Annotated in this window: 22 protein-coding genes; 5 read left to right on the top strand and 17 right to left on the bottom strand. The window is 45.9% G+C overall.

Annotated elements, in window-relative coordinates; all coding sequences use genetic code 11:
• Nucleotides 1–76: 76 nt before the first annotated feature.
• On the bottom strand, nucleotides 77–1,441 hold the full coding sequence (locus RH949_RS32565; protein WP_446359055.1) for a hypothetical protein: 1,365 nt from the start codon (nucleotides 1,439–1,441) through the stop codon (nucleotides 77–79).
• A 446-nt stretch (nucleotides 1,442–1,887) separates the two neighbouring features.
• On the opposite strand from RH949_RS32565, the gene RH949_RS32560 reads away from it, so the two are divergent.
• The 4 genes from RH949_RS32560 to RH949_RS32545 all read left to right on the top strand — a co-directional run bounded on the left by RH949_RS32560 (nucleotide 1,888) and on the right by RH949_RS32545 (nucleotide 5,283).
• Nucleotides 1,888–2,232 (top strand): hypothetical protein, encoded by a 345-nt coding sequence (locus tag RH949_RS32560; protein WP_446359053.1) that lies wholly within the window; start codon nucleotides 1,888–1,890, stop codon nucleotides 2,230–2,232.
• Nucleotides 2,233–2,342: 110 nt separating this feature from the next.
• Nucleotides 2,343–2,918, top strand: coding sequence for a hypothetical protein (locus tag RH949_RS32555; protein WP_446359051.1), 576 nt, complete (start codon nucleotides 2,343–2,345; stop codon nucleotides 2,916–2,918).
• 51 nt (nucleotides 2,919–2,969) lie between these two features.
• Nucleotides 2,970–4,517 carry an SAVED domain-containing protein gene (locus tag RH949_RS32550; protein WP_446359049.1) on the top strand — a complete coding sequence of 516 codons (1,548 nt, stop codon included), beginning with the start codon at nucleotides 2,970–2,972 and terminating at the stop codon, nucleotides 4,515–4,517.
• A gap of 31 nt (nucleotides 4,518–4,548) precedes the next feature.
• Complete coding sequence (locus RH949_RS32545; RefSeq protein ID WP_446359047.1) at nucleotides 4,549–5,283, top strand: SMODS domain-containing nucleotidyltransferase; 735 nt, start codon at nucleotides 4,549–4,551, stop codon at nucleotides 5,281–5,283.
• Nucleotides 5,284–5,497: 214 nt separating this feature from the next.
• On the opposite strand, the gene RH949_RS32540 is transcribed toward RH949_RS32545, so the two are convergent.
• On the bottom strand, nucleotides 5,498–6,982 hold the full coding sequence (locus tag RH949_RS32540) for an IS1380 family transposase (protein WP_446359045.1): 1,485 nt from the start codon (nucleotides 6,980–6,982) through the stop codon (nucleotides 5,498–5,500).
• 122 nt (nucleotides 6,983–7,104) lie between these two features.
• Between RH949_RS32540 and RH949_RS32535 the strand changes: the two genes are divergently transcribed.
• The gene (locus RH949_RS32535; RefSeq protein WP_446359043.1) at nucleotides 7,105–7,590 is read left to right on the top strand and encodes a Mov34/MPN/PAD-1 family protein; all 486 of its coding nucleotides are present in this window, start codon (nucleotides 7,105–7,107) and stop codon (nucleotides 7,588–7,590) included.
• Between the two features lie 22 nt (nucleotides 7,591–7,612).
• Here the strand turns inward: RH949_RS32535 and RH949_RS32530 are convergent, their stop codons facing one another.
• The 15 genes from RH949_RS32530 to RH949_RS32460 form a co-directional block, all read right to left on the bottom strand.
• Entirely contained in the window at nucleotides 7,613–8,881 is a 1,269-nt protein-coding gene (locus tag RH949_RS32530; RefSeq protein WP_446359041.1) for a hypothetical protein, read from the bottom strand.
• A gap of 33 nt (nucleotides 8,882–8,914) precedes the next feature.
• On the bottom strand, nucleotides 8,915–9,757 hold the full coding sequence (locus RH949_RS32525; protein WP_446359039.1) for a ThiF family adenylyltransferase: 843 nt from the start codon (nucleotides 9,755–9,757) through the stop codon (nucleotides 8,915–8,917).
• Entirely contained in the window at nucleotides 9,757–10,371 is a 615-nt protein-coding gene (locus RH949_RS32520; RefSeq protein ID WP_446359036.1) for a Mov34/MPN/PAD-1 family protein, read from the bottom strand. The genes RH949_RS32525 and RH949_RS32520 overlap by 1 nt, the downstream gene beginning before the upstream one ends.
• Nucleotides 10,368–11,144 (bottom strand): hypothetical protein, encoded by a 777-nt coding sequence (locus RH949_RS32515; protein WP_446359034.1) that lies wholly within the window; start codon nucleotides 11,142–11,144, stop codon nucleotides 10,368–10,370. The genes RH949_RS32520 and RH949_RS32515 overlap by 4 nt, the downstream gene beginning before the upstream one ends.
• Complete coding sequence (locus tag RH949_RS32510; RefSeq protein WP_446359032.1) at nucleotides 11,141–11,911, bottom strand: hypothetical protein; 771 nt, start codon at nucleotides 11,909–11,911, stop codon at nucleotides 11,141–11,143. The genes RH949_RS32515 and RH949_RS32510 overlap by 4 nt, the downstream gene beginning before the upstream one ends.
• A gap of 26 nt (nucleotides 11,912–11,937) precedes the next feature.
• Nucleotides 11,938–12,372, bottom strand: coding sequence for a hypothetical protein (locus tag RH949_RS32505; protein ID WP_006102464.1), 435 nt, complete (start codon nucleotides 12,370–12,372; stop codon nucleotides 11,938–11,940).
• 13 nt (nucleotides 12,373–12,385) lie between these two features.
• Complete coding sequence (locus RH949_RS32500; protein WP_446359030.1) at nucleotides 12,386–12,868, bottom strand: hypothetical protein; 483 nt, start codon at nucleotides 12,866–12,868, stop codon at nucleotides 12,386–12,388.
• Between the two features lie 11 nt (nucleotides 12,869–12,879).
• Entirely contained in the window at nucleotides 12,880–13,266 is a 387-nt protein-coding gene (locus RH949_RS32495; RefSeq protein ID WP_446359028.1) for a hypothetical protein, read from the bottom strand.
• A gap of 48 nt (nucleotides 13,267–13,314) precedes the next feature.
• The gene (locus tag RH949_RS32490) at nucleotides 13,315–14,676 is read right to left on the bottom strand and encodes a DUF6884 domain-containing protein (RefSeq protein ID WP_446359026.1); all 1,362 of its coding nucleotides are present in this window, start codon (nucleotides 14,674–14,676) and stop codon (nucleotides 13,315–13,317) included.
• A gap of 3 nt (nucleotides 14,677–14,679) precedes the next feature.
• The gene (locus RH949_RS32485) at nucleotides 14,680–15,249 is read right to left on the bottom strand and encodes a hypothetical protein (protein ID WP_157453245.1); all 570 of its coding nucleotides are present in this window, start codon (nucleotides 15,247–15,249) and stop codon (nucleotides 14,680–14,682) included.
• A gap of 112 nt (nucleotides 15,250–15,361) precedes the next feature.
• Nucleotides 15,362–16,255 (bottom strand): WGR domain-containing protein, encoded by an 894-nt coding sequence (locus RH949_RS32480; RefSeq protein WP_446359024.1) that lies wholly within the window; start codon nucleotides 16,253–16,255, stop codon nucleotides 15,362–15,364.
• 40 nt (nucleotides 16,256–16,295) lie between these two features.
• A complete protein-coding gene (locus RH949_RS32475) occupies nucleotides 16,296–17,972 on the bottom strand; it encodes an AAA family ATPase (protein ID WP_446359022.1) in 1,677 nt (558 codons plus the stop codon).
• A gap of 1 nt (nucleotide 17,973) precedes the next feature.
• Nucleotides 17,974–18,177, bottom strand: a complete 204-nt coding sequence (locus RH949_RS32470) for a DUF2997 domain-containing protein (protein ID WP_198016503.1) — start codon at nucleotides 18,175–18,177, stop codon at nucleotides 17,974–17,976.
• Nucleotides 18,178–18,252: 75 nt separating this feature from the next.
• Nucleotides 18,253–18,774 (bottom strand): hypothetical protein, encoded by a 522-nt coding sequence (locus RH949_RS32465; protein WP_006102573.1) that lies wholly within the window; start codon nucleotides 18,772–18,774, stop codon nucleotides 18,253–18,255.
• A gap of 65 nt (nucleotides 18,775–18,839) precedes the next feature.
• Nucleotides 18,840–19,925, bottom strand: coding sequence for a hypothetical protein (locus RH949_RS32460; protein ID WP_006102554.1), 1,086 nt, complete (start codon nucleotides 19,923–19,925; stop codon nucleotides 18,840–18,842).
• Nucleotides 19,926–19,928: the final 3 nt, after the last annotated feature.

The following is a 19,928-nucleotide window of genomic DNA, read 5'->3' as shown; positions in this document are numbered from 1 at the left end:
CGGATATCTCTGGGAAAAATGAGGGAGTTAAAGACGAGTAAAACTTTTCGGTCATCGTCAAATTAATTCCTCTTAATTAAGTTAAAAATGAGTTTGCGTAAAAATTACGCAAACTCATTTTTTTGTCCAAAGTCCAATCATGGTGCAGGTTAAGCTGTTGCCTCAGAGTTTCCATGTCTGGGCTATTGTTGATTTCAGCTTGAATGAGGCGGTCTAGGGTATGTTTAAGTCGGAGTGCGTCGGCAATATGATGTTTGTGTTGGGTTACTTTGACTAAGCCTTGATTGGGGATGTATTGGTGGACGTTTCCTTCAACAAAGAGGTAGCGATAGGGGTCTTCTCCTATGCACTCCAGGGGTGGGAGTAGTGATTGTAGGGTTTGGGTGGATACTGGTGCGGGTTGATAGGTGCTTGGACAGGAACGGAAGGCATTAATAATGGCTGATTTGAGGGGGCGAGAGTCGGGGGCGACGGCGACGCGATCGCTACCATAGAGTTTACAATGGGTCAGGGTTCCCAGTACCCTTTCCGGATGGTCTTGGAAGTAGCGGTTGATGGGGATTGGCTTCCCTGTAGAGTTGGTAAGGGGACTATCAACGGTTTCTCCCCATTGGGTAATTTCTTGAGGGGGGTCACTCTTTTGCAGGATAATCAGGTCAGCGGTGACTGAGGTGTTGGCGCTTTTGAAGGCATTGTTGGGTAAGCGCACGGCTCCGATTAATTTTGCCCCAAGAGAGGCTAAATAGTGGCAGAATTCTGGGGTTGAATCCAGGGTTCCGGTGGAGGTTATCGCGGCAATCATGCCACCGTTTCGCAATGCGTCCCAGCTTTTTGCCCAGAAGTAGTTATGCAGGTTGCTGACAATTGGGTTGTATTTGGGGTCAAAGGGGGCGGTAGTTCCGAAGGGAAAGTTGGAGATAATCAGGTCGAAGCTGTTGGCAGGGAGTTCGACGTGTTGAAAGCCGATTTTGGTGCTGGTGCTACTGCCGTATACTATAGCATCGGGGTGGAGGTGGCGAGCGATCGCGCTGGCAATGGGGTCGATTTCAATTAAGACCCACTCAGACTGGTGGCGGTAGTCTGAGGGTTGAAGTCCGGGGAATGAACCAATGTTACTGGCGGGTTCCAGGATGCGTCCTGATTTGAAGCCCAGGTTTTCTAGAACACTCCAGATGGCTTCTATAATGTTTTGAGGCGTTTGGAAGGCGTTATCGGTATTGAGGTCATTATCGGGTAGCAGTTCCAGGGTATCCCGGTTGATAGCACTAGCGACGGTTCCCCATCCGACGAAGGCGGCGAGTTGGTGGCGTTCGTCTTCGGTGGGTTTTCGGTTTTCTCGTTGGAGTTGTTGGAGGAGTTTGACAGCGCGGATGTTCTTTTGGAGTTGGGTTTTTATGCCTTTGGTTTGGGGAAGGTTGTGGAAGTTGTAGGGCGAGTTCATTGTCTTGAGTAGAACGTTTCGCCCTTTTTTGAGCAGTCGCGTTTGAGGTGGGGGGTCCTTATGGTGCTATTGCTCTGATTGCTGCCGCTCGTTACTTGTGTAGCTGCTCAGGCTACCCTGTTAGATTGGAAAATCTCGCTGATCAGCTGTACTTGTACCTAGATCGCATGGATGTTTTTGATATTGGTAGAGATTGGCTGCAACCCCCCAACAGTCTGAGTGCAGAATGGACTAGAGACCCCCAGACGCCAAATCTGCTCGAACTAACAAAGATCTCTAGTCCTAATGATGTAACAACCGTAGTCTCTCGGGCTGAGCGGATCTTTTCTCATTGGCTGAGAATTCAAGACCTCTGCAATTTACTCAGAGTTCTTAGTGAAGTGTGCTGCAATATTTATGAACATAGTGGGGACACCCATGGATGTGTGCTGATTCAGAAGTATCAGATGATTCAACAAAACCGGGTGATTGTTTGTCTGGCAACTGGCGACTTGGGTTGTGGAATACGGGGAAGCTTAACTGCACGTTACGGTTCGATTGCTCAGGAGCCACTCGACTACCTGCACGAGGCGATGAGTGGTCAACGAACAGCTCGCTCTACTGGTCGAGGTGGGTTGGGTCTGCGTACAGTGGAACAGCTTGCAGGATCTGAAGGAGGCTATTTATGGCTGCGCTCTGAAACCGCTGCCATCTTCAGTAAGGGTTCAGACAGGAGGCGGGGACATAGCGGATTAGCCAATATACGAGGAGCGCAGATTGCTGTAGAGTTCCACGCACCACTACAGGTTTGACAAGTTTTGACGAATTGCTGGTGTATTCGCTACACTGAATAGAGTGTTCACAAGAGTATGGTGAACAGTCACTAAGGTAAAGTGAATAGTGAAGAACTAAAGGAGAGAAGATGGAGCGCCAAGACATGGCTCTGGTTGGCTTAGATCTTGGACTCTCGGAACGTTTGTTTCTCACCCGACATAATGGTGAGCAAACTTACCACATTCTAGAGACGTGTCTTCAGAATGTTAATGAAGGTCAAGGATTAATACTGGCTTTCCCAGAAAATCAGCTCATAGATGCCTCTTTTGCGGATGAGACCCTGATTCGTCTTGGAGAAGGAATTGCTGCTGGCAATTTTGGAGAACGTTGCATCTTACTTGAGGGTTTGACTGAAGACTCGATCACAAACATCAATTCCATCATCAAGTTTCGGCAGCTAAAGCTGGCGTTTCTTGTAATTGAACCCAATGGTAAATGGCAGTGTATCGGTCAATTGGAGTCAAGTCTCAGAGAAACTTTGGAGCTTGTGAGCCAGCGTAGCTCTCTGACAGCGCCAGAGCTTTCTGCCCTTCTGGGACTCGCCATTAACTCTGCAAGCAACCGTCTGAAACGATTGCACGACCAACGTTTAGTCTGGCGTGATTACAAGGTTACCTCGAAGGGTTTGCAGTATACCTATCACTTCTGGCAATGGCAGTCATGAATTTTGCTCAAAAACTATTGTCACGTCACGCAGCGGGGAGAGAAATTAGGTATGGCAAGGGCAATTGCCGCTCGCATTCAAGGGGATGACTACCAAGCTCGGTGGTTTTGGCTTCAGGTCTGCCGTCTTTTTGGTGAACGTCAGAAAGTGGTACGTGTCGCGTATGAAGCTAATAATGTGAAGTCTTTTGATGATGTTGTTGCCTACTATGATGGTATGGATGATGGCGAGGGAAATCCCCTTCTGGCGGAATACTACCAGGTAAAGTTCCATGTAACTTCGGCAGGAGCCTTCACTTGGGAGGGCATGATGGACCCTGGTTTCATCAATGCGACATCAGTTTCCCTACTTCAACGCCTCAAGAATGCCCAAAAGCAATATGCTCCTAACGGTACTGAGGCTCATTTCATTCTCTACTCCCCTTGGTCGGTTCATCCCGACAACCTTCTGGCACAAGTCCATTCACAGACTGATGGCAGGCTCGATTGGCACAGGTTGGCGGAGGGTGGTCGCAACTCAAAATTGGGCAAGCTTCGTGCTGCTTGGCGCGAACACTTGGGGATTGACACAGATGAGGAGCTTCAAGTTATTCTCCGCCCTTTAAGAATTCGTCAAGGACGAACTCTTAAAGAACTAAGCGATATGCTAAACAAGGATTTACGCCAGTCTGGACTCGTTCCCGTTGAAGAAGGCAGCCTTTGTCATGCATACGACGACTTGGCGCGGAAACTCATTCTAGGTGGAAAAACTGAATTTACTCGCTCAGAAATTGAGGCAATTTGTAGACGGGAGAAGCTTTGGATGGGGCATTCTATTCCTGAACCCGATGCTTACCGTGTTGGGATTCGTAGTTTCCTAAGGTGGGCTGAAAACTTGGAAGATGACACCGACGCCATGCTAGACCTGCTGCAATGGTTCGACGGGCGTAGCATTCGGTCTCCTGAACTCTGGCAGCAACAGATATACCCAGCAGTTGAGAGCTTTCTTTCCAAAACCTTGCGTCCTGGTCAGCGCTGCCATATCCATCTCCACACCCATGGGTCAATTGCCTTTGTAGCAGGATACTGTTTGGACTCAAAGTCTGGGATTGATGTGGCAGTCATTCAGTCTACTGCATCCGGTCGAGAAATCTGGCGACCATCTCCACACCCCAACTCCGATCAGTACCCGTCCTGGACTTTTATCGAAAAGTTGATTTCAGAAGATGGCACGGACGTTGCTGTTGCTCTATCTGTGACCCACGATATTGCGCCGGATGTTCAGGTCTATATTACTCAAGCCGATCTGCCAATTCGCCGCATTATATCTTGCACTGCTTCCTCTAGACTTGGTTCACAGGCGGTTGTAGATGCAATCCATGCAAAACTGCTGGCTGATCAATTGTCGGCTCATCTCAGGAGTGATCGTACCATTCCCGAACGGCAGGGGAGGCTACACATCTTTGCTGCTGCCCCCAATGCTTTGGTCTTCTTCATCGGTCAACTTGCACGAAGCCTCGGGCGATGCATTCTCTATGAATATGACTTTGACACCAGCGCACCTGGTGCATATCAACCATCTCTGATATTTCCACCCCTAACTCAACCAAATCATCAATAGCTAACATTTAGAACTTTCAAGCAGGCTAAGTATGGATCTACCTTCATATTTCAACGACTTTCTCGCCGAAATCCGTCCTCAAGATTACCACGTCAATGACTACAAGACTGGTCATCTTACCCTACGAAAGCGACTTTACGCATATGAAACACTGTCTCCCATTATTGTGAATACTTTTCTACAGGGCAGCTACCGTCGTGCAACGGCGATTCGTCCACAGGGGGGTAAGCGAGCAGATGTTGATGTAATTGTTGTCACTAAACTGAGCGAGGACGAATACACACCTGAGAAAGCACTTGAGTTATTCGTCCCATTTCTGGAAAAGTATTACAAGGGCAAATATGAACCACAGGGACGTTCCTTTGGAATTGAACTGTCATACGTCGATCTCGATCTTGTGGTCACTTCAGCCCCATCAGAGAGCGAAATGCGAATTTTCAATGCTGATAGTGTAACCTCCTTTGATACTCCTGAAACCCCTAAAGCTGATGATGACTGGCGCTTGGTTCCTTCATGGGTTTCTTTAGAAGATAGGTCTATAATGTCTTTCAGTAATTTGCGCTATCGCTTGGATGCTGCAAGCAAAGAGACAGAGTGGAGAACCTCACCACTTCGCATTCCTGATCGCGATACAGAGGAGTGGCAAGATACCCATCCCCTAGAGCAAATCCGGTGGACATGGGAGAAGAATCGCCGATGCAATAACCCGGATTTCTCACAAGCCGTGGAAAAATCATCCCAAACGCGAAAAAAATTGCCTTTTTAATGAGGAAATAAAAATCCCATTAATTCAGCCATAATTTTAATCATAAATACACCCCTATTCGGGGAGATTTAGCTAGAAATTAGCTTGACCGTTTATTGAGCTATTCCAACTGAATAACTTCAGCGATGATCAAGTTGGGCTGAAGACCTAATAAATATCAACAACCTGACTCGCCTTGCATCAATTTTCATCTCCTACAGCACTCTTTTTAGATTTACCCCGGATGGGGGAGAAGTTGTAAGCACCTATGAGCTGTGGCAAAAATGTCTTTATAGGGGCAACCACTACTTATTGAAATTAACACTCGTCTCACACTTACTCGTAGTCGGGCGCCAAGTTTCAGCAATTTAGTCCGAATTGTCCCGACTTGAGCCGAGCGTAAGTCTGTCGCTGCCAAACATCTTCCTCGTAGCGCATTCATGAGAACGTAAGCAACTGACGAAAACCACAATCGCAGTTGATTCCCCTCAAAACTATGGGTGGATGTTCGGTCGCTAAACAGCTCAAGCTGTTGTTCTTTGAAGCGATTCTCCATTTCCCCTCGCGGACAGTATTTTTGCCTATAGAGTTCCCCTGGAGGGACTTTTTTCGTAGAAATTGACGTGACCACAAATCTCACCTTGACATCGGTGTGATTCGATTCAACTTTCGCCACTACACGTCGAGGGCGACTCCAAGACTTCTGGGTCTGGTAATTGATTGAGCGGTACAATACATAAGGGCTAACCAGATTTTCGACTTCGGGGAATTTAGTTTCCGGATTAAACAATGTTTCTAAGAAACTTTCCACCCTTTGCTTGTGGTGTTCATAACTGGCACGGGCTTTTTTCTGGGTTTCCATGGTCATTTGCATGAGTCGGTTATTCTTGCTCAACCCAAACACATAATCGACTCCGACTTGAGATTCACACCACTCCATGATTTCTTCTCGTGCATAAGCGCTATCTCCACGCACGAGTACGCCCACATTTGACCAACGGCTACGTATCTGCTTAATCACTCGCTTTAGTTCTTCTAATGCACCATCTGCCGGATCTACGTTTGAGGGGCGTAGTTTAGCAACCAGTAAGTGTTTCCCACAGAAGATATACAGTGGGGCGTAACAAAATCCATTATAATAGGTGTTGAAAAAAGCCTTTTCCTGTTCCCCATGTACTTGGTCATCCGTCACATCCAAGTCCAATATTATTTCTTTGGGCGGTTGGTTGTATGATTCTAAAAACCATTCTACGAACAGTTTTTCTATCGCCGATGCGTTGTGTCCAATTCGATGATATCTGCTCTCCACTCGGTTGGTTACTGTTTCTGGACAATGTTCTAAACGATTGAGTGTGCTTTTTCCGGCTAGAACTACAGGTTGCCTTCCCTCTCCTATAATTTTTCCTAAAGCCAAGCCGAACATCGGGTCATGACGTAATTGCTCATGGTCGTTTACATCTTCATATCCCTGTACTAACCCATACAGTCTTTGTGCCACTAGACTTTCTACGGAGTGGTCAATACGATTGGCTTGTCTGTAATCGGTAAAACATGCGGCGAAGCGAGATGTAATTTGCAGTTTTCGGTCTAAATCGGCAATCAATGTTAACCCCGCATCTGATGTTACGGTTCCACCCTGGAAATCGGCAATTACCTGACGAGATTTTACGGGTTTAAATTTGAACTGTTTTGGGATACAATCTGTTAATGGTGGGGTCATTGACTTAAATTGCCGAAATGCTTGGTATATCTATATTTTGGCATATTTTGACCCCTTTTTTCATCTTTTTGTGAGAAATCCGGGTTTTGTCGGTGTTCGCCGAGTGTATCCTGATGTAGCATATGGCTGACCTGGAGTATTGGTCTGATAACCGCAGGTTTGGACTCAAGATAGCCGAGGAGAAGCTATCCCAACTTTTGAAAATGTGTATCCGTGCCGGTACTAATGAAACCGGAGGAATTCTGGTCGGCTTCTACACCGAGTTAGAAAGTTGCGCGGTGATAACAGCCGTCTCTGGTGTCCCGTCAGACTCCCGTAGCGGTAGCAACTGGTTCAACCGAGGTACATCTGGTCTTCAAGGATGGCTGAATCACCTATGGAATCAAAACAAGCAATATTATCTAGGTGAGTGGCATTTTCATCCGTATGAGTCTCCTCATCCTAGTCAAACAGATATTAAGCAAATGAAGAGGATTGCTTTCTCAGTGCTTTATCAATGCCCAGAACCACTACTGCTGATTGTTGGCGGCAGTCCAACTGATAAATGGGATGTCAAGGCTTACGTTTTTCCCCGAAATCAAAGTTTTATAGAGCTATTAAAAAAATAGTATAAACATTTCCACATTAGAATTAACGAGGAAGTTCTTCAAGATTTAGGTCAGCCACCTTGTTTAGATACTCTAATCGTTTCGAGAGAGTCTTGTGGCGAGGACGTTCAACCGAATATTCCCATTTTTTCCCGGTCAACCCATAGTCTGGACAATCAATTCGCTGCAAGTTGGAAAGCCGACCCACTAGCCGCTTGATGGGTTTTAGCCAAGCCTTAGCTAAAGCTTTGGTACGGAAGCCAATTCCTACTTGAAAATAACCTTTGTCTTCGGCAAGTTGATAAACGACATTGGCAGAAAGGGAAACTGTTTCAACTTTACTGAGTTCACCACGGTTGTAACTTTTGGTTGTATCGTGGCATTGTATAGTGAAAGACTTACTGAAATTAAAATTAACACTAACTACAGTTCCTGGACTTTTCCAACCTTCTTTGATCACTAAATCTCCGGGTTTAAGTCCGTACAATCCTTGGCTATTCATCAATTGGTCAAGATGCTGCTGCCAAGCTTGTCCCCAAGCCGCATTTAAGTCACAAATTGTGTACTCTTTTCCCCATTCACTTTGATTGAGCTTATCAATCAGCCTTAATTTTAACTCATCTTGATAGTCAGGATTGATGTAAACTATTTCTAGAAGATTAATGGCAGCAGAAAGCGACAGCCAAAGTTTGCAGCGAATCCTCAGATCAGATGGGGAAAGGCTTCTTGATGCCGCTTCTAACTTGGCTTTATCCGGTAATTGTACAGTACAAGCTATAGCAAAACCAGGAAAACTAGAAAGTGGGACTATCAGTCGTTCACAGCGATTGCTTATCGTGATGCGATCGCTATCCTTCTCGACAGCCTCAACCCCGAAATAACTGGGTTGGCTGAACATCAAAATTTCCCCATCTTCTAGCTGAATGACTGTCTTTGGCGGTAGACAAATAAACGTTTGATGGGGAATAAATTTGGGTAGAGGTTTGATGTGAAGTACGCGAATTTCATCCGTTGTGTAAGCAAAACAATCTGATTTTTCATCAGGCGTACTATCCCAGACAATAGTGATGGGTCGATAGGAATTGGTCTCTATCTTAGCCACGATACCATAATAGCGATCGCGTTGAACAATTGCCCCAACTTGAAAGTCCCCGAATTGAGGGGGTGGAGATGGAGACAAGGGATAAAGAATAGCTGTGACAATTTGAGTTTTTACGCTTATACCTTCCTGTTGAGACAGACAGTTGTGCAGAAGTTCTAATTGGGGTTGCATGGAAATAACTGACCAAGCCGATGCTGAGGTTGCTCTCATGATGCAAATGAATAAAACATATCGTCTTTGGTATTAACTTTCCTTAAAAAAATTGACCAGCGTATTAGGCGAACTGTACACAGAACGGCTGCTACCAACTCCGGCATGAAAATAGGTAGCAAAACGCTTCAGTCCCCTGCTAAGAGTTAGTTGTGCCAACATCTCTATCGCTTCAGCGGCAACTCGTTGATTAATGAACAGAGCTTGTTGATTTAACCTAGCCATTTCCGCACAAGATAAACGACTTGATTGCAGAGCTTCTTTTTCAGGCATTAATAAGGTCGGCGCTACTACACTAGGAGACGGTAGGTTGACGCAAAAATTTGGTGTATCGGGGTGATTAAAAGCATTTTGAAGCGTCAGAGAATCAGTAGAACCCAATAGCACTTGACCCGCTGGTATCCCGTTACCCTGATTACCGCAATCCAGCCACCAAATATTAGGAACTTGATAGTTTAGATTAATCTCCAAAGTTTTGGCAATTTCAGTTCGTGCCGCCGCACTGTCCACAGCTCCAATAACAACAGTCAGTTTCCCCCATTCTGGCTTAACCATTTCCGCTTCAAACGAAGAAGCAATTGCCCGAATTTCCAGTCCATAAGCCAGACTGTACCGTCGAGCCAACACTTGAGCTTTATTGAATCCCATCTCAGCTTGGACAAAGTTTTGCCGGGGTATATTTTTAGACTCAACGTTATCCGCGTCAACGAAAGTAGCAAAAGTCTTCTTTCCCCTTTGGTTAAGGGCGAGAATTAAACGAGCCAGGCTGGGAGAGAGAAACCCGCCCGTTCCCCCACATCCTACAAGGATAAATTGCACATACCGATAATCTCCTACCATGACAGGTAGGGCTTGGCTGTATTCTGAATCTATCATTATTGTTTCTCAGTCGTTCTATCCAAAATTAGCTGAGGCATTTGAAATATCCAATGAGCTGGGATATGCCAAAAGTCACCATATAACCCAACTCGCAGCCGAAACGTCGGCTGGGAAAAGAGAGTCCCCAAGACTCCAAAAATCCGAAATCCCGTCTCATCAGCGTCGTCTGTCGAGGAGAAATCAGCACTTAGAGTCGGGTGAGAGTGAACCTCAATCAAAGTATTGTGGTAAGATGCTCCGAGTACAGGTTGAACCGAGGTCGGAGTAGCCGTTTGAGCCGGGATATCCAGTTGCCATTGCCCATTCAACCCGTACAGATAAAACAGAATTTCATTCGGATAGGCTTCTTGAGAGCGCACGAGCATTTCTGTGAACAATTGCTCAGGTACTTTGGGGTAATCTAGATGCAAGTAGGGTTGAATCGGCGCAAGTCCCCCAATTGGACATTCAGCAATGGGAATCATTACCTCTAAACCAACTCGCTTACCTCGTTTAAAGACGCCATTACCAGCTATCACGTACTCAACCATCTGAGCCTGGATAGGCGGTAGTTTATCTGATTGGGCAGTCAGATACTGCACCAAAGGTGGTAGAGTGATGGTATTATTCATGAAAGGATTCGGTTGATGACCTCCTCGACCGTGCCAGCCTGAGGAGTATCGCATTCTAGAGCAGACCGATAAGAACGATATGGGATCAAGTCGCGGAGTGGGTATTTTTTCTTCCCAGCATCCTGTAGAGTAATAAGGTGCGATCGCACATCATTGGGGTAAGCTTTTGATTTCCCACTGGCACTATCCCCATTAAATGGACTAGAGAGAAAAAGCTGCCAAACGTGGTCGAGGGTAGCTGAAGCAGCATTGGGAACAGAGTTAGAACCAAAGCAAATCGCCCCTGAAGGGGAAACATTCGGTAGGGGAACGTGGAAAACTGGGGCGAGACAGTCGAAGTGGCGAGACTTCACCGCCCAGAGATAGTAACGATTTCCCTTTCCCAGGAAAATCAAACCCGGCAGGGGGATATCCAGTGTGAGGGGTTTGTCAGCAAGAATGCAGCAGATTGGGTAGCGGTTAGGGGGAACGAACTTAACCAGCCAATCGCCCTCTGAACCACTACCCCAGCGGATAACACCAGGGGGCAAGAATCCTGAGTCAATGGGCAGATGAGTGAAGGCTTGACGAACGGCAGTAGGGGAGATAAGTTTGGTTATTGTTGCTTCTCCCTCTTGGTATCGGACGATATACTGCCCATCCAGGATGAGCAATTGACATAAGGATTGGTGTTGCCCTGCTGTGTCAGCAAGGGAATTGGCAAGAGTCGATGTATTGATGGAAGGTAGAATTGGCAGTAGGGACGTAGAGGGAGTATTAACAGTTGGTATCATGATTTTTTAGCTTGATTCCAGAGGTCAATGAGCTGCAAATATCGAATCTTATCTTCTTCAATCCAGCTTCTTAGTCGGCTTTCCTTATCCCAGAGATGCAACGCGAGTTTCCACTGTTCGGTTAAAAAGTCCAAGCTTTCCCTTGACCAAGAAAAATATTCCACGCATTCCCAACACGAATCAAGCCAAATACAGTTGGTAGAATGGTCTACAATACTCAGGACTTCGTACAAATAGCTTAAGGGTTCAGGGGCTTGTCGGCAGAGAGTTTCCAGCTTTTCAAAATCCAGTTGTTCTACAGGTAGGACGAAGTTGGGCGTTATGCCAAACTGCTCTTGCCATAACGAAACAGGGAATTCCTGACTTAAAAGGTGGATAAGGAATTGGTGAAATTCATCGAACTCATCAATTCCCCGTTGATACCAATCCAAATCGTGGGGATAAACGGTGATATAAGATAGGCGTTCCTCCAGCGCCTCAACCGATTCCCATTCAAGTCCGATGGGAAAGAGTCGTTCTTCAACTAACCGGAGGAATTCCATTTCTTTGGGACTGTGAGAGCATTGGATAGCATCGGAATACTGTTGGGTACTTGCCGTTGATTGAGTCCACTCAGCCGGAAAGTACTCCCGATACAGCGACAGGATAATAACTTGTTGCGAAAGCTTTTGTAAGTAGTCCATTCCCTCTTCTAGCGAGAGGGGTATGGAGAATAAATTCAACGATTCGAGGGCTTTAGTGTAGGTGACAATCGGAGTCAAAACCATTCAAAATTCACGGCTTACAATCAGTATCAAAAGCCAAGAATTGGAGTTTTAGCAGGAATGGGTGAAGCTGATTTTAGAGCAGAGGCAACACGTTTGATTTCCGTAGATTCTTTCTCCCCGAATTGAGTAGTATTTTGTAGTGTTGGCTGAAGCAGAATGAGAGTTTCGAGGGTTAATGCGCCTTGGATTTCTAGGGCTTTAAGTTGTACAGCCAAGAGAATCACTGGATTAATGTATTCTGGTGAATCCTTCAGAATCTGAAGGGGAGTGTAAATGTTGCCTTTTGTCCCAGGTCGTTTGACAATTTCAATTAGGGTTTCGCCTTCGTTTTCGGTGCGTTTAAAGGTAGCATTGGCAATATCTGGATAGAAGGGAAGCAGGGTATCCGTGATGGCTTGGTCTGTAGCAGCTTGTTCGGGAGTCAGGATAATTTCCTGACCTTCGAGGAGAATTTTGGGCATGATTAAAATGAGGTTAGAAAAGCGTTAATTGGTGTTGGGCTTCAAGGGATTGGGAATCCGGCAAATGAATAGGTTGAGCTGGGGGTAACTTGCAGGGTTTTGGAGTCGGTTTAACCGTTCTTTGTCGTTGTCCGTCTTCCTGTTTTTGCCGCCACATCTTTCTCTCACTTGCCGCTAATGCTCTTTCTGGCATTTGCGATTGTAGCTCCTCCAGCATCTGTTGAATAACGGGAGGTAGGTTTAGGGAAGATAGTGTTGTTGTCGCCAAAAGTGGCGGGTCGTTCTTGATTCCCACTCCAATGTTTACAAGTCGGTTTTGGTTATCTTCAGAGCTGGGGAGAAGTTCTAAATGAATAATGATTCGGGTTTTCTGGAAGTTGTAACTTTCGTCTGCCGTCGTGTTTTCCTCCAGGGAATGAGAGTCTGGATTGCTATTCTTATCCGCAGGAGAGTTATTAGAAGAGAGAGATTGTCTGGGATGGGCTGGTTTTGACATAACTGAAAATCCTAAAACTCAATATCGCCAAGTAAACTCTCTTCAGATGAGGCGCAGATTTCATCTTCACCGTACCAGTCAATCTCTCTAACAGAAAGTTTGCCTTTATAATTAATCGGCTTGAGTCCGTAGAGCCAGGTTGGGGGTTCATCAAAATCGAAGGGGGGAACTATCTGAGCGGCGACAATGCGATATCGTTGGCAGTCTTGACGGTTTCCGCTAGATTCGTTACGTTTAATAACGTCTTGCAGGTAATTAAATTTGGGATTTTTCAAGTTTGACCAATCCGCGTGGGGGAAAACGTCTATTTCTATGCCAATTTCTCTTTCACAAAGATTCCGTTGGCAGGCAATATGTTTAACCGTATTCCCGTTTGAATTGATAGCTGGATTAACCATTATCTATTCTCCTTACTTATCAGATATCGAGGGTTTAGATTGGTCAATCTAAAGTCCTAAGGAAAGCTGCCGAAATGAAGGTGTGTTAACCTTAAGCCAGTGCAGTTTCCTGCCAATGGCGAGACCAGCGAGTGGGGTAGTAACGGTGTAGAGTTGGGCAGCTTCTAACGGTTCAATAATGCCTGCGTAATATTGGCGTCCCCCTAAAATGACAAACTCAGCGCCCAAGGGTGCGATCGCTCTCAGTTGATTGATCACCTTGTTGCACCAAGCGCGTCGTTGAAAAGGGCTTAGTTTGTAGGGATTGCACTCGTAGGGTTCAAGAATTTGCTGTGGATGTACAACACCGTGGAGGGCGCTGAGCAGATAAAATTCATTGGCTGTAGCATCGGCGTAACGTCGGGTTGCCTTGAATAGCGGTGAGCAATACAGTTCAATAGCAGGTGCTTTATAGTTGAGCTTTTTCGCCACCCCAGCAATCAGTAAGATCTGACGGTTCGTCTGGGCGTTTCTTTGAGCAGTTACCAGACTTTTGAGATTATGTACAACTCGCCCCAAGTTATTAGGTCTCGTGTTGCAACAGCGGGGTTCGATTCCCAATTTCTTAAGGTGGCGACAGGGATAGCAGTGGCACAGGGGAATAGTAATTCTTTCTTTTTCAGTGCGGTGTCTGACGAGTTTGTCCTCAACCGTTTGCAGGAAATTACCCTGAAAAGCTTCTCTGATATGGGTTGAGCCATCAAATGAGTACACCCTTGGAAGTTGGGCAAAGGCTTTAGCATAGCGTGGGGCGCATAGTCCGAAGATGTGCAGGGAAGTCGAACGGGGGAGTTGGTTAGCAACGGTTTGAATAATAGTTAGGGCGTGGGAGACGTTGCCAATAGTAGCGAGTCCCCCCAATCCGATTAGCTTGTAGCCTAGTTCAACCAAGTCCAAGGCGGCGCGGATTCTTTCAGAAATCGATAATCCATGAGCAACAGCGACAGGAGTTGTATGAGGCAACTGGGTTTTGGCAAGTTTGAAGAAGTTATGGGCGTTAATCCAGTTAAATTCCCTTCTGGCTTCGCGTTGGCAGCGGCTGAGATTGGCGAATAAAATATGGTCGGGTGCAGTGACATAGGTTTCCTGGTTGGGGTGTAAACGTTTTTGGTAAGAGCGAATCGCCCATTGTGCATCAACAATGTCTTGGAAAAGAGTTGGAGTGTCTTGCTTTCGATAAGTCCACGCACCACAATCGCCGAATAAGGGAATAGTAGGATCGGGAAATACGGCGTGCTGATAAGCTAAGGAATATATATAGCCGTAGGGGGTAATCCCAGATCCGATTACGTCCCAAAACCCCAAACGTTTGCCTTGGTATTTGATGAAGTCTCCCTTACCAAATGCCGCAAAAAAACGAGGAGTATTCATTGTTCAAAAAGAGGTGTCATCGCTGGGTAGACGATTGGTGGTAGAGAGGGTTTCGTTCCAGATGATAAATTTCGTTCGCTCATCAGGTTCTAGGGAATCGAGAATTGGCTCAGATGGTTTAGGAAAGTCTAAATTTACGTCTGGGTCAATCAGGGGAAGAGCCGGAAGGTTGAGGAGAATTTCTGTTACTCGTTGGTCGGATAAAGGTTGGGCAGCAAAGGCGTAACTATACCACAGAGAACCATTCTTTGACCTTTGTGGGGACAAAGTAATTTTTGTAACGACATTGGCTAGATTTTTGACCGAATTCCTGTAGTTTAAAAAAGGGGCTAAAGCATTGGATTTGCCGCTATTTAACAGGGCGTAAGCCCAATTATATTGGAAATCGATAAAGCATAGTCCAATCCACTCTTGGGGCGGCATATGGGGAAAAGGTTCGCCAAAGGTGATAGGAGTGGCGTGGAGAATTATGCCTGTGAGCGTGTTTCCTATTTTTTCTAAATAGGAAGAGTTGTTTAGCGTTCTGTAGATGAGTCCAGATTTTCGGTTGAGGCGATATCTGGCAATTTTCATGATTGAGTGCAAGTCGAATAAGGTCAATTTTTTAAGGGATTCATCCACTCTTTCAACCCTGTTCAGGAAGCGTTATCTCCTGATGAGTGGACTGATGCCGTTCAGTTGTGGTCTATCTAGAAAAAATGCTAGCAGCCTTTATTTGTCCAACAGATGTGTGTAGAGCGGAAATCTTCTGCTGTTTGAGAAGGCTTTTTAGGAGGGTCAACGAGAAAGACTCCCCAAGAGATCCACCAAGCTCTGTAGAGTTCTTAGGGGATTTAACTGCTTCGTTTAGCATTTCTTGACGGAGTTGGCTGATTAAATCAAGTGCCTTTTCTAGTTGGGATAAAACTCTTCGTTGAGTTGCAATCTTTTCGGGATTTCCCAGTAGGGAACGTGCATCTAGCTTCATCCCTACGGTTAGAGGAATAAGAGTGAGATAGTCGGCAACGGCATGATTAAATTGACGAGATTGGGGGTTAGCTAGGTGAAGCGAGACTTGTTGGAGTGCTGGGATTGCTTGGCGTATAGTCTGAGGAGAAATGATACCGAGTTGTGATGTAAATACACCTTGGATGGCATCAAAATTAAGGGAGGTATGGTCAGCAATTTTATCTGCTAATGAAGTAATTTGAGCCAGTTTTTCTTGGAATGTTTTAGCATTATCTCCAAAATAACTCCAGTCTAATTGTTGTAAATTATTGGATTCAACGATAGCTTCTTGATAGCCTTTGCTGAGCTTACTACTAAGGAGATAGGCGAGTTTCTGCTCAGCAACCGTTACAGAGCTACAAGGGTAAACATGGCTTCTGGCTGAATAATTAACTCGTCCATACTCGACGTACAAATTGCCATCGGGCATTAGCCAAGCTTGCCAAAATTTGTTGGCATTGGTCTGTGGGTCTACTTTGATTAAGGATTTGTGAGTAATGGCGAGACTTTTGTCAATCATGAGGGTGCGTTTAATATTAGTTAAATTGAACGCCAGGGCGGTGAAGTCTAATGTTGATGATTCAGAGTTCATAGTTCATGGCTTTTTAATCAACCATGAACCATGAACCGGATTAATTAAACTCAGATGAATCGGGAAAAATGATATTTCGCTCCCAAGAAACCTGACGATCCGTAACTTCTGGATGGGTACTCGTTCGCGGGTCAGGTGCCGCCCAATGAGCTTGTCCAGAACGCACCCACTCTTCTAAAGCTTCGAGTTCTTGAGAGTTAATAAACTGTGGGGGTTTGATGCTCCCTTGGCGGAGCAGTTCTTCCGTAGTTACCTGAGTAGGACGCTGCTGGGCGTAAGCAATACTGGCACAGGATTCAGTGATATTCCGAATCTCAGCACCCGTGAATCCCGCCGAGGCGATCGCTAATCGAGAAATATCCGCTTGACTCAGAGAAAGTTTGTAGTACTGGAGTTGGACTCTCCAGATTTGTTCTCTGGCTTCAGTATTGGGTAAGGGGACATACCAGACGCGGGAGAAGCGCCTCAGCAGTTCCGGCTTAAATCCCCAGGGGCGGTTAGCTGTTGCCGCAACAAAGACCGATGCACTTCGTTCTTGGAACCATTTTAGGAAATAGCCGAACATCCGCTGACTTGTACCGCCATCAGTTTCATTCCCACTACTACCCGGAAACATCTTATCCATCTCGTCAATAAATAAAATGCACGGTGCCATACTCTCAGCCGCCGCGATCGCGTCTCTGAGATTGGATTCAGATCCACCCAAATCCTTGGTCATCAGCTTGCCTGTATCCATTACAATCACAGGCAATCCCCATTCTTTGGCAAAACACTTCACCGAAAGACTTTTACCTGTACCCCCAACGCCGACAATTAATGCTCCTTTGGGGAATGGGATGTTATAAAGTTCTTGGGCTTCGGGTTCTAGCAAGGGTGTAATTGTTGTCGCCCATTCTTTGAGAAAGGGCAATCCCTGAACTTCCACATCCGGCGCAGGGGCGTATTCAATTCCCCGGATTGCATACTTCCGGGTTTTGAGTTGGTTGACCACCTCAATAGTCGTTTCATCCAGGCGTCCATGGGTGACGGCGCAGTACTGAATAATATCATCAGCCGCCTCTTGTGTCATTCCCAGGAGGGCGCGAACCAATCGCTTATGGTTTTTGGCGTCCAGTTCAACCGGAAACTCCACGCTTTGCCCTCTGGCACTTTTTTGCAGTGCTTGAATTCGGTAGGACAGAATAGTTTCCGTTTCCACCTCAGAGGGAAGGGGATTTTCCAAATCGACCACTAAATCTTCAAAGGCTCTTGGGGTGATGAGGTTGTCATGTAGGATGATAATTCGGTTAGGCGATCGCTTGGCAGCCGTCCAAGAATCGATCGCCAGTCGCACGAGAACGGGATTGGGATTAATCCCACCGACAAAGGGGTACAAGTCTTTAATCAGAAACAGAGTCCGATTGGGGGAGGAAGACTGACATTCGGCTTCGATATGTTTGAGTAATGCTTCAACAGGATGTCCTTGGGCTTTATAGTTAGCCGCCGGAGACTTTTTGAAGCCTGTAATTTGACTATTTCTGGTTGTTGGTTCAACTTTCTGAAGCCCTTTGGCTAAATCCCAGATGTAGAACTCAAAGGGTCTATTTCCTGCCAAATCAGCAATGTCACTGGCAATTTTATCCGTGACCGCTAATTCGCAACTGGTGGGACTATTAATCGCAACGGTGGCAATTCCGGCATTGAACAGTCGCCGGATTTCTTGAGTGTCCAGTGCCATATTATTCTCCAATATTGATGTGGTCGGTGAGGGTAACAGAGGAGTCTTGGTAGTATTCCGGTTTAAGGGTTGTGGAGGCAGTTCCTAATTTATCCAAAGCCTGTGTGAGTTTTGTACAAGTCGAACCTTGGGCATTAAGAACTTCCACTTTCAGAGGTTGTCCGGCTTTGAGAGTGATTTGAATTTGAGTTGGGGAGTTCATCATTTGTTCCATTAGTAAAAAAAAGCAAAGGAGATGCAAGGAAGCACCTCCTTCATGGGTGGTTGGACAGGTAGTGAATTACCAAGTAGCCGTAGCTTCAACGGATTCAGTCAGACTGGGTTTTTGGCTAAGGGTAATCCGGGTTGAGCCGTCTTCTAGAGCGGTTTCCGTGTAGTTCCAGAGTTCTGGAGGATAATGGATGTTGATGTAAGCGCGATCGTGGGCAAGTTGCACTTCATCAACAAAGGTATTGACCGGAGAACTATAGCCACCCTTCACGTCTTTAGTAAAGGCTTTCCCTAAAGCATTCTGATTAAAATCCCAAGGGTCAGCTTGGAGTTGAAACCCTCCTTCTTGTTCATCCCAAAGGAAACCTACATCTAACAAAGCCGAGTGAGACGGAGTATTCAAATAGGTGCGCCGAATGACGATTTGTCCATAGGCGATATCGCGGCGGGAATAGTCGCTAATTAACTTGACGGGAGAATCATGAACTTCAAGTTGAGCCTTGATTCCCTTGGCAGCCAGCAGGTTCGTTAGACCTTGGGTGAGAGCTTCCGAGTCAGTTAGTTTTGTGGTAATTGATGAAAAATGAGACATAATTTTTGTCAGCAAAAATTGGCTTACTTTGGGAAAAAACCGAAAAAACAGTCATGGGTAACCAATCACGAATTACCGTTGAAAATTACCCATTCAGAGCGATCAAGTCCTTCTTCTTGAGCCAGTTCTATGAGTTTTCGCTGTTCTCCCAGCAGTCGCTGGTAGATTTGATTCATTTTTTCTTGGAGCGCTCCTTTGCCCTGGGAATCGAGCTTTTTAGCATCGACTGAGGCAGTTTCTAAGACCTTTTGGATGCGCTCCATGAGTTGTGCTAAGGTGGAAGAACTATTCGGGCTAGCATTGCCAATGAGAACCTGAATTTTTTGCAGATGTTTTTCAATTCGTTTGCGGAATCGAGCCGGCTTTTTACCCGGTTCCCATTGGCTCAAATCTTCGAGCAGTTGAACAGCGAGTTGCTGACCGCCAGCAATGGCAGCTTTTTCGAGACTGGCTTGGAGATTAGAGTCATATTCGGCGATAAATTGAGTAATTCGGTTTAAACAATCGGCTTGTTCTTGGTTGAGTTGTTCGGATAAAGCCGGGATAATAACTGGGCGACCAATGATGACTTGTAGGTAATCTTCTAACTCTTCAAACTTGGGAAACTTAGTGATTAATTCAGTGCGGGCTACTTCCCGCTCATCATCTGTGAGGTTCCACGCTTGGGCGCTGAGGAATTCTTCAATACGACTTTCAAATTCTGCTCGTCCAGATGCATACTTTTGTTTGAGTTCTTGGCGCAGAGAGGGGGCAAGAACGTCTCGAATTTCTATCAGCCGTTGCCAGACTAAGGGTGCCAGTTCTATAGTGCAGATATAATCGCCATCATCAAGGGTCATCCAATCTTTAATTGAATCGATTTCACGTCGCAGTTGGGTTGTGGCTTCATCAAGGGCTTTGAAGCAGGAGATTCCCCGCAATCCGACTTCGGAACGGGTGACTTTTTCTAAGTCAGAGGATGTATGTTCTTCGCCGTCTGTTTTTGCAGTATTCGCTTTGAGAATTTGCTGCCACTTGGGTGCAGTTTTGCGGGTGGTGTTTTTCAGTCCAATTTTGAAGCGGATGCGGGTTTTATTGAGGGCAGATAAGTTGTGTTGTTGGATAGTGGCGTTTTGTAGGAAGGTGGCTTGTTCGACGGTTGCTGGGGTCATAGT

The organism is Coleofasciculus sp. A1-SPW-01, assembly GCF_040217205.1.
Lineage (GTDB): Bacteria > Cyanobacteriota > Cyanobacteriia > Cyanobacteriales > Coleofasciculaceae > Coleofasciculus > Coleofasciculus chthonoplastes_A.
Note: the sequence above shows the minus strand (reverse complement) of the source record. Positions and strands in the feature narration are given on the sequence as shown.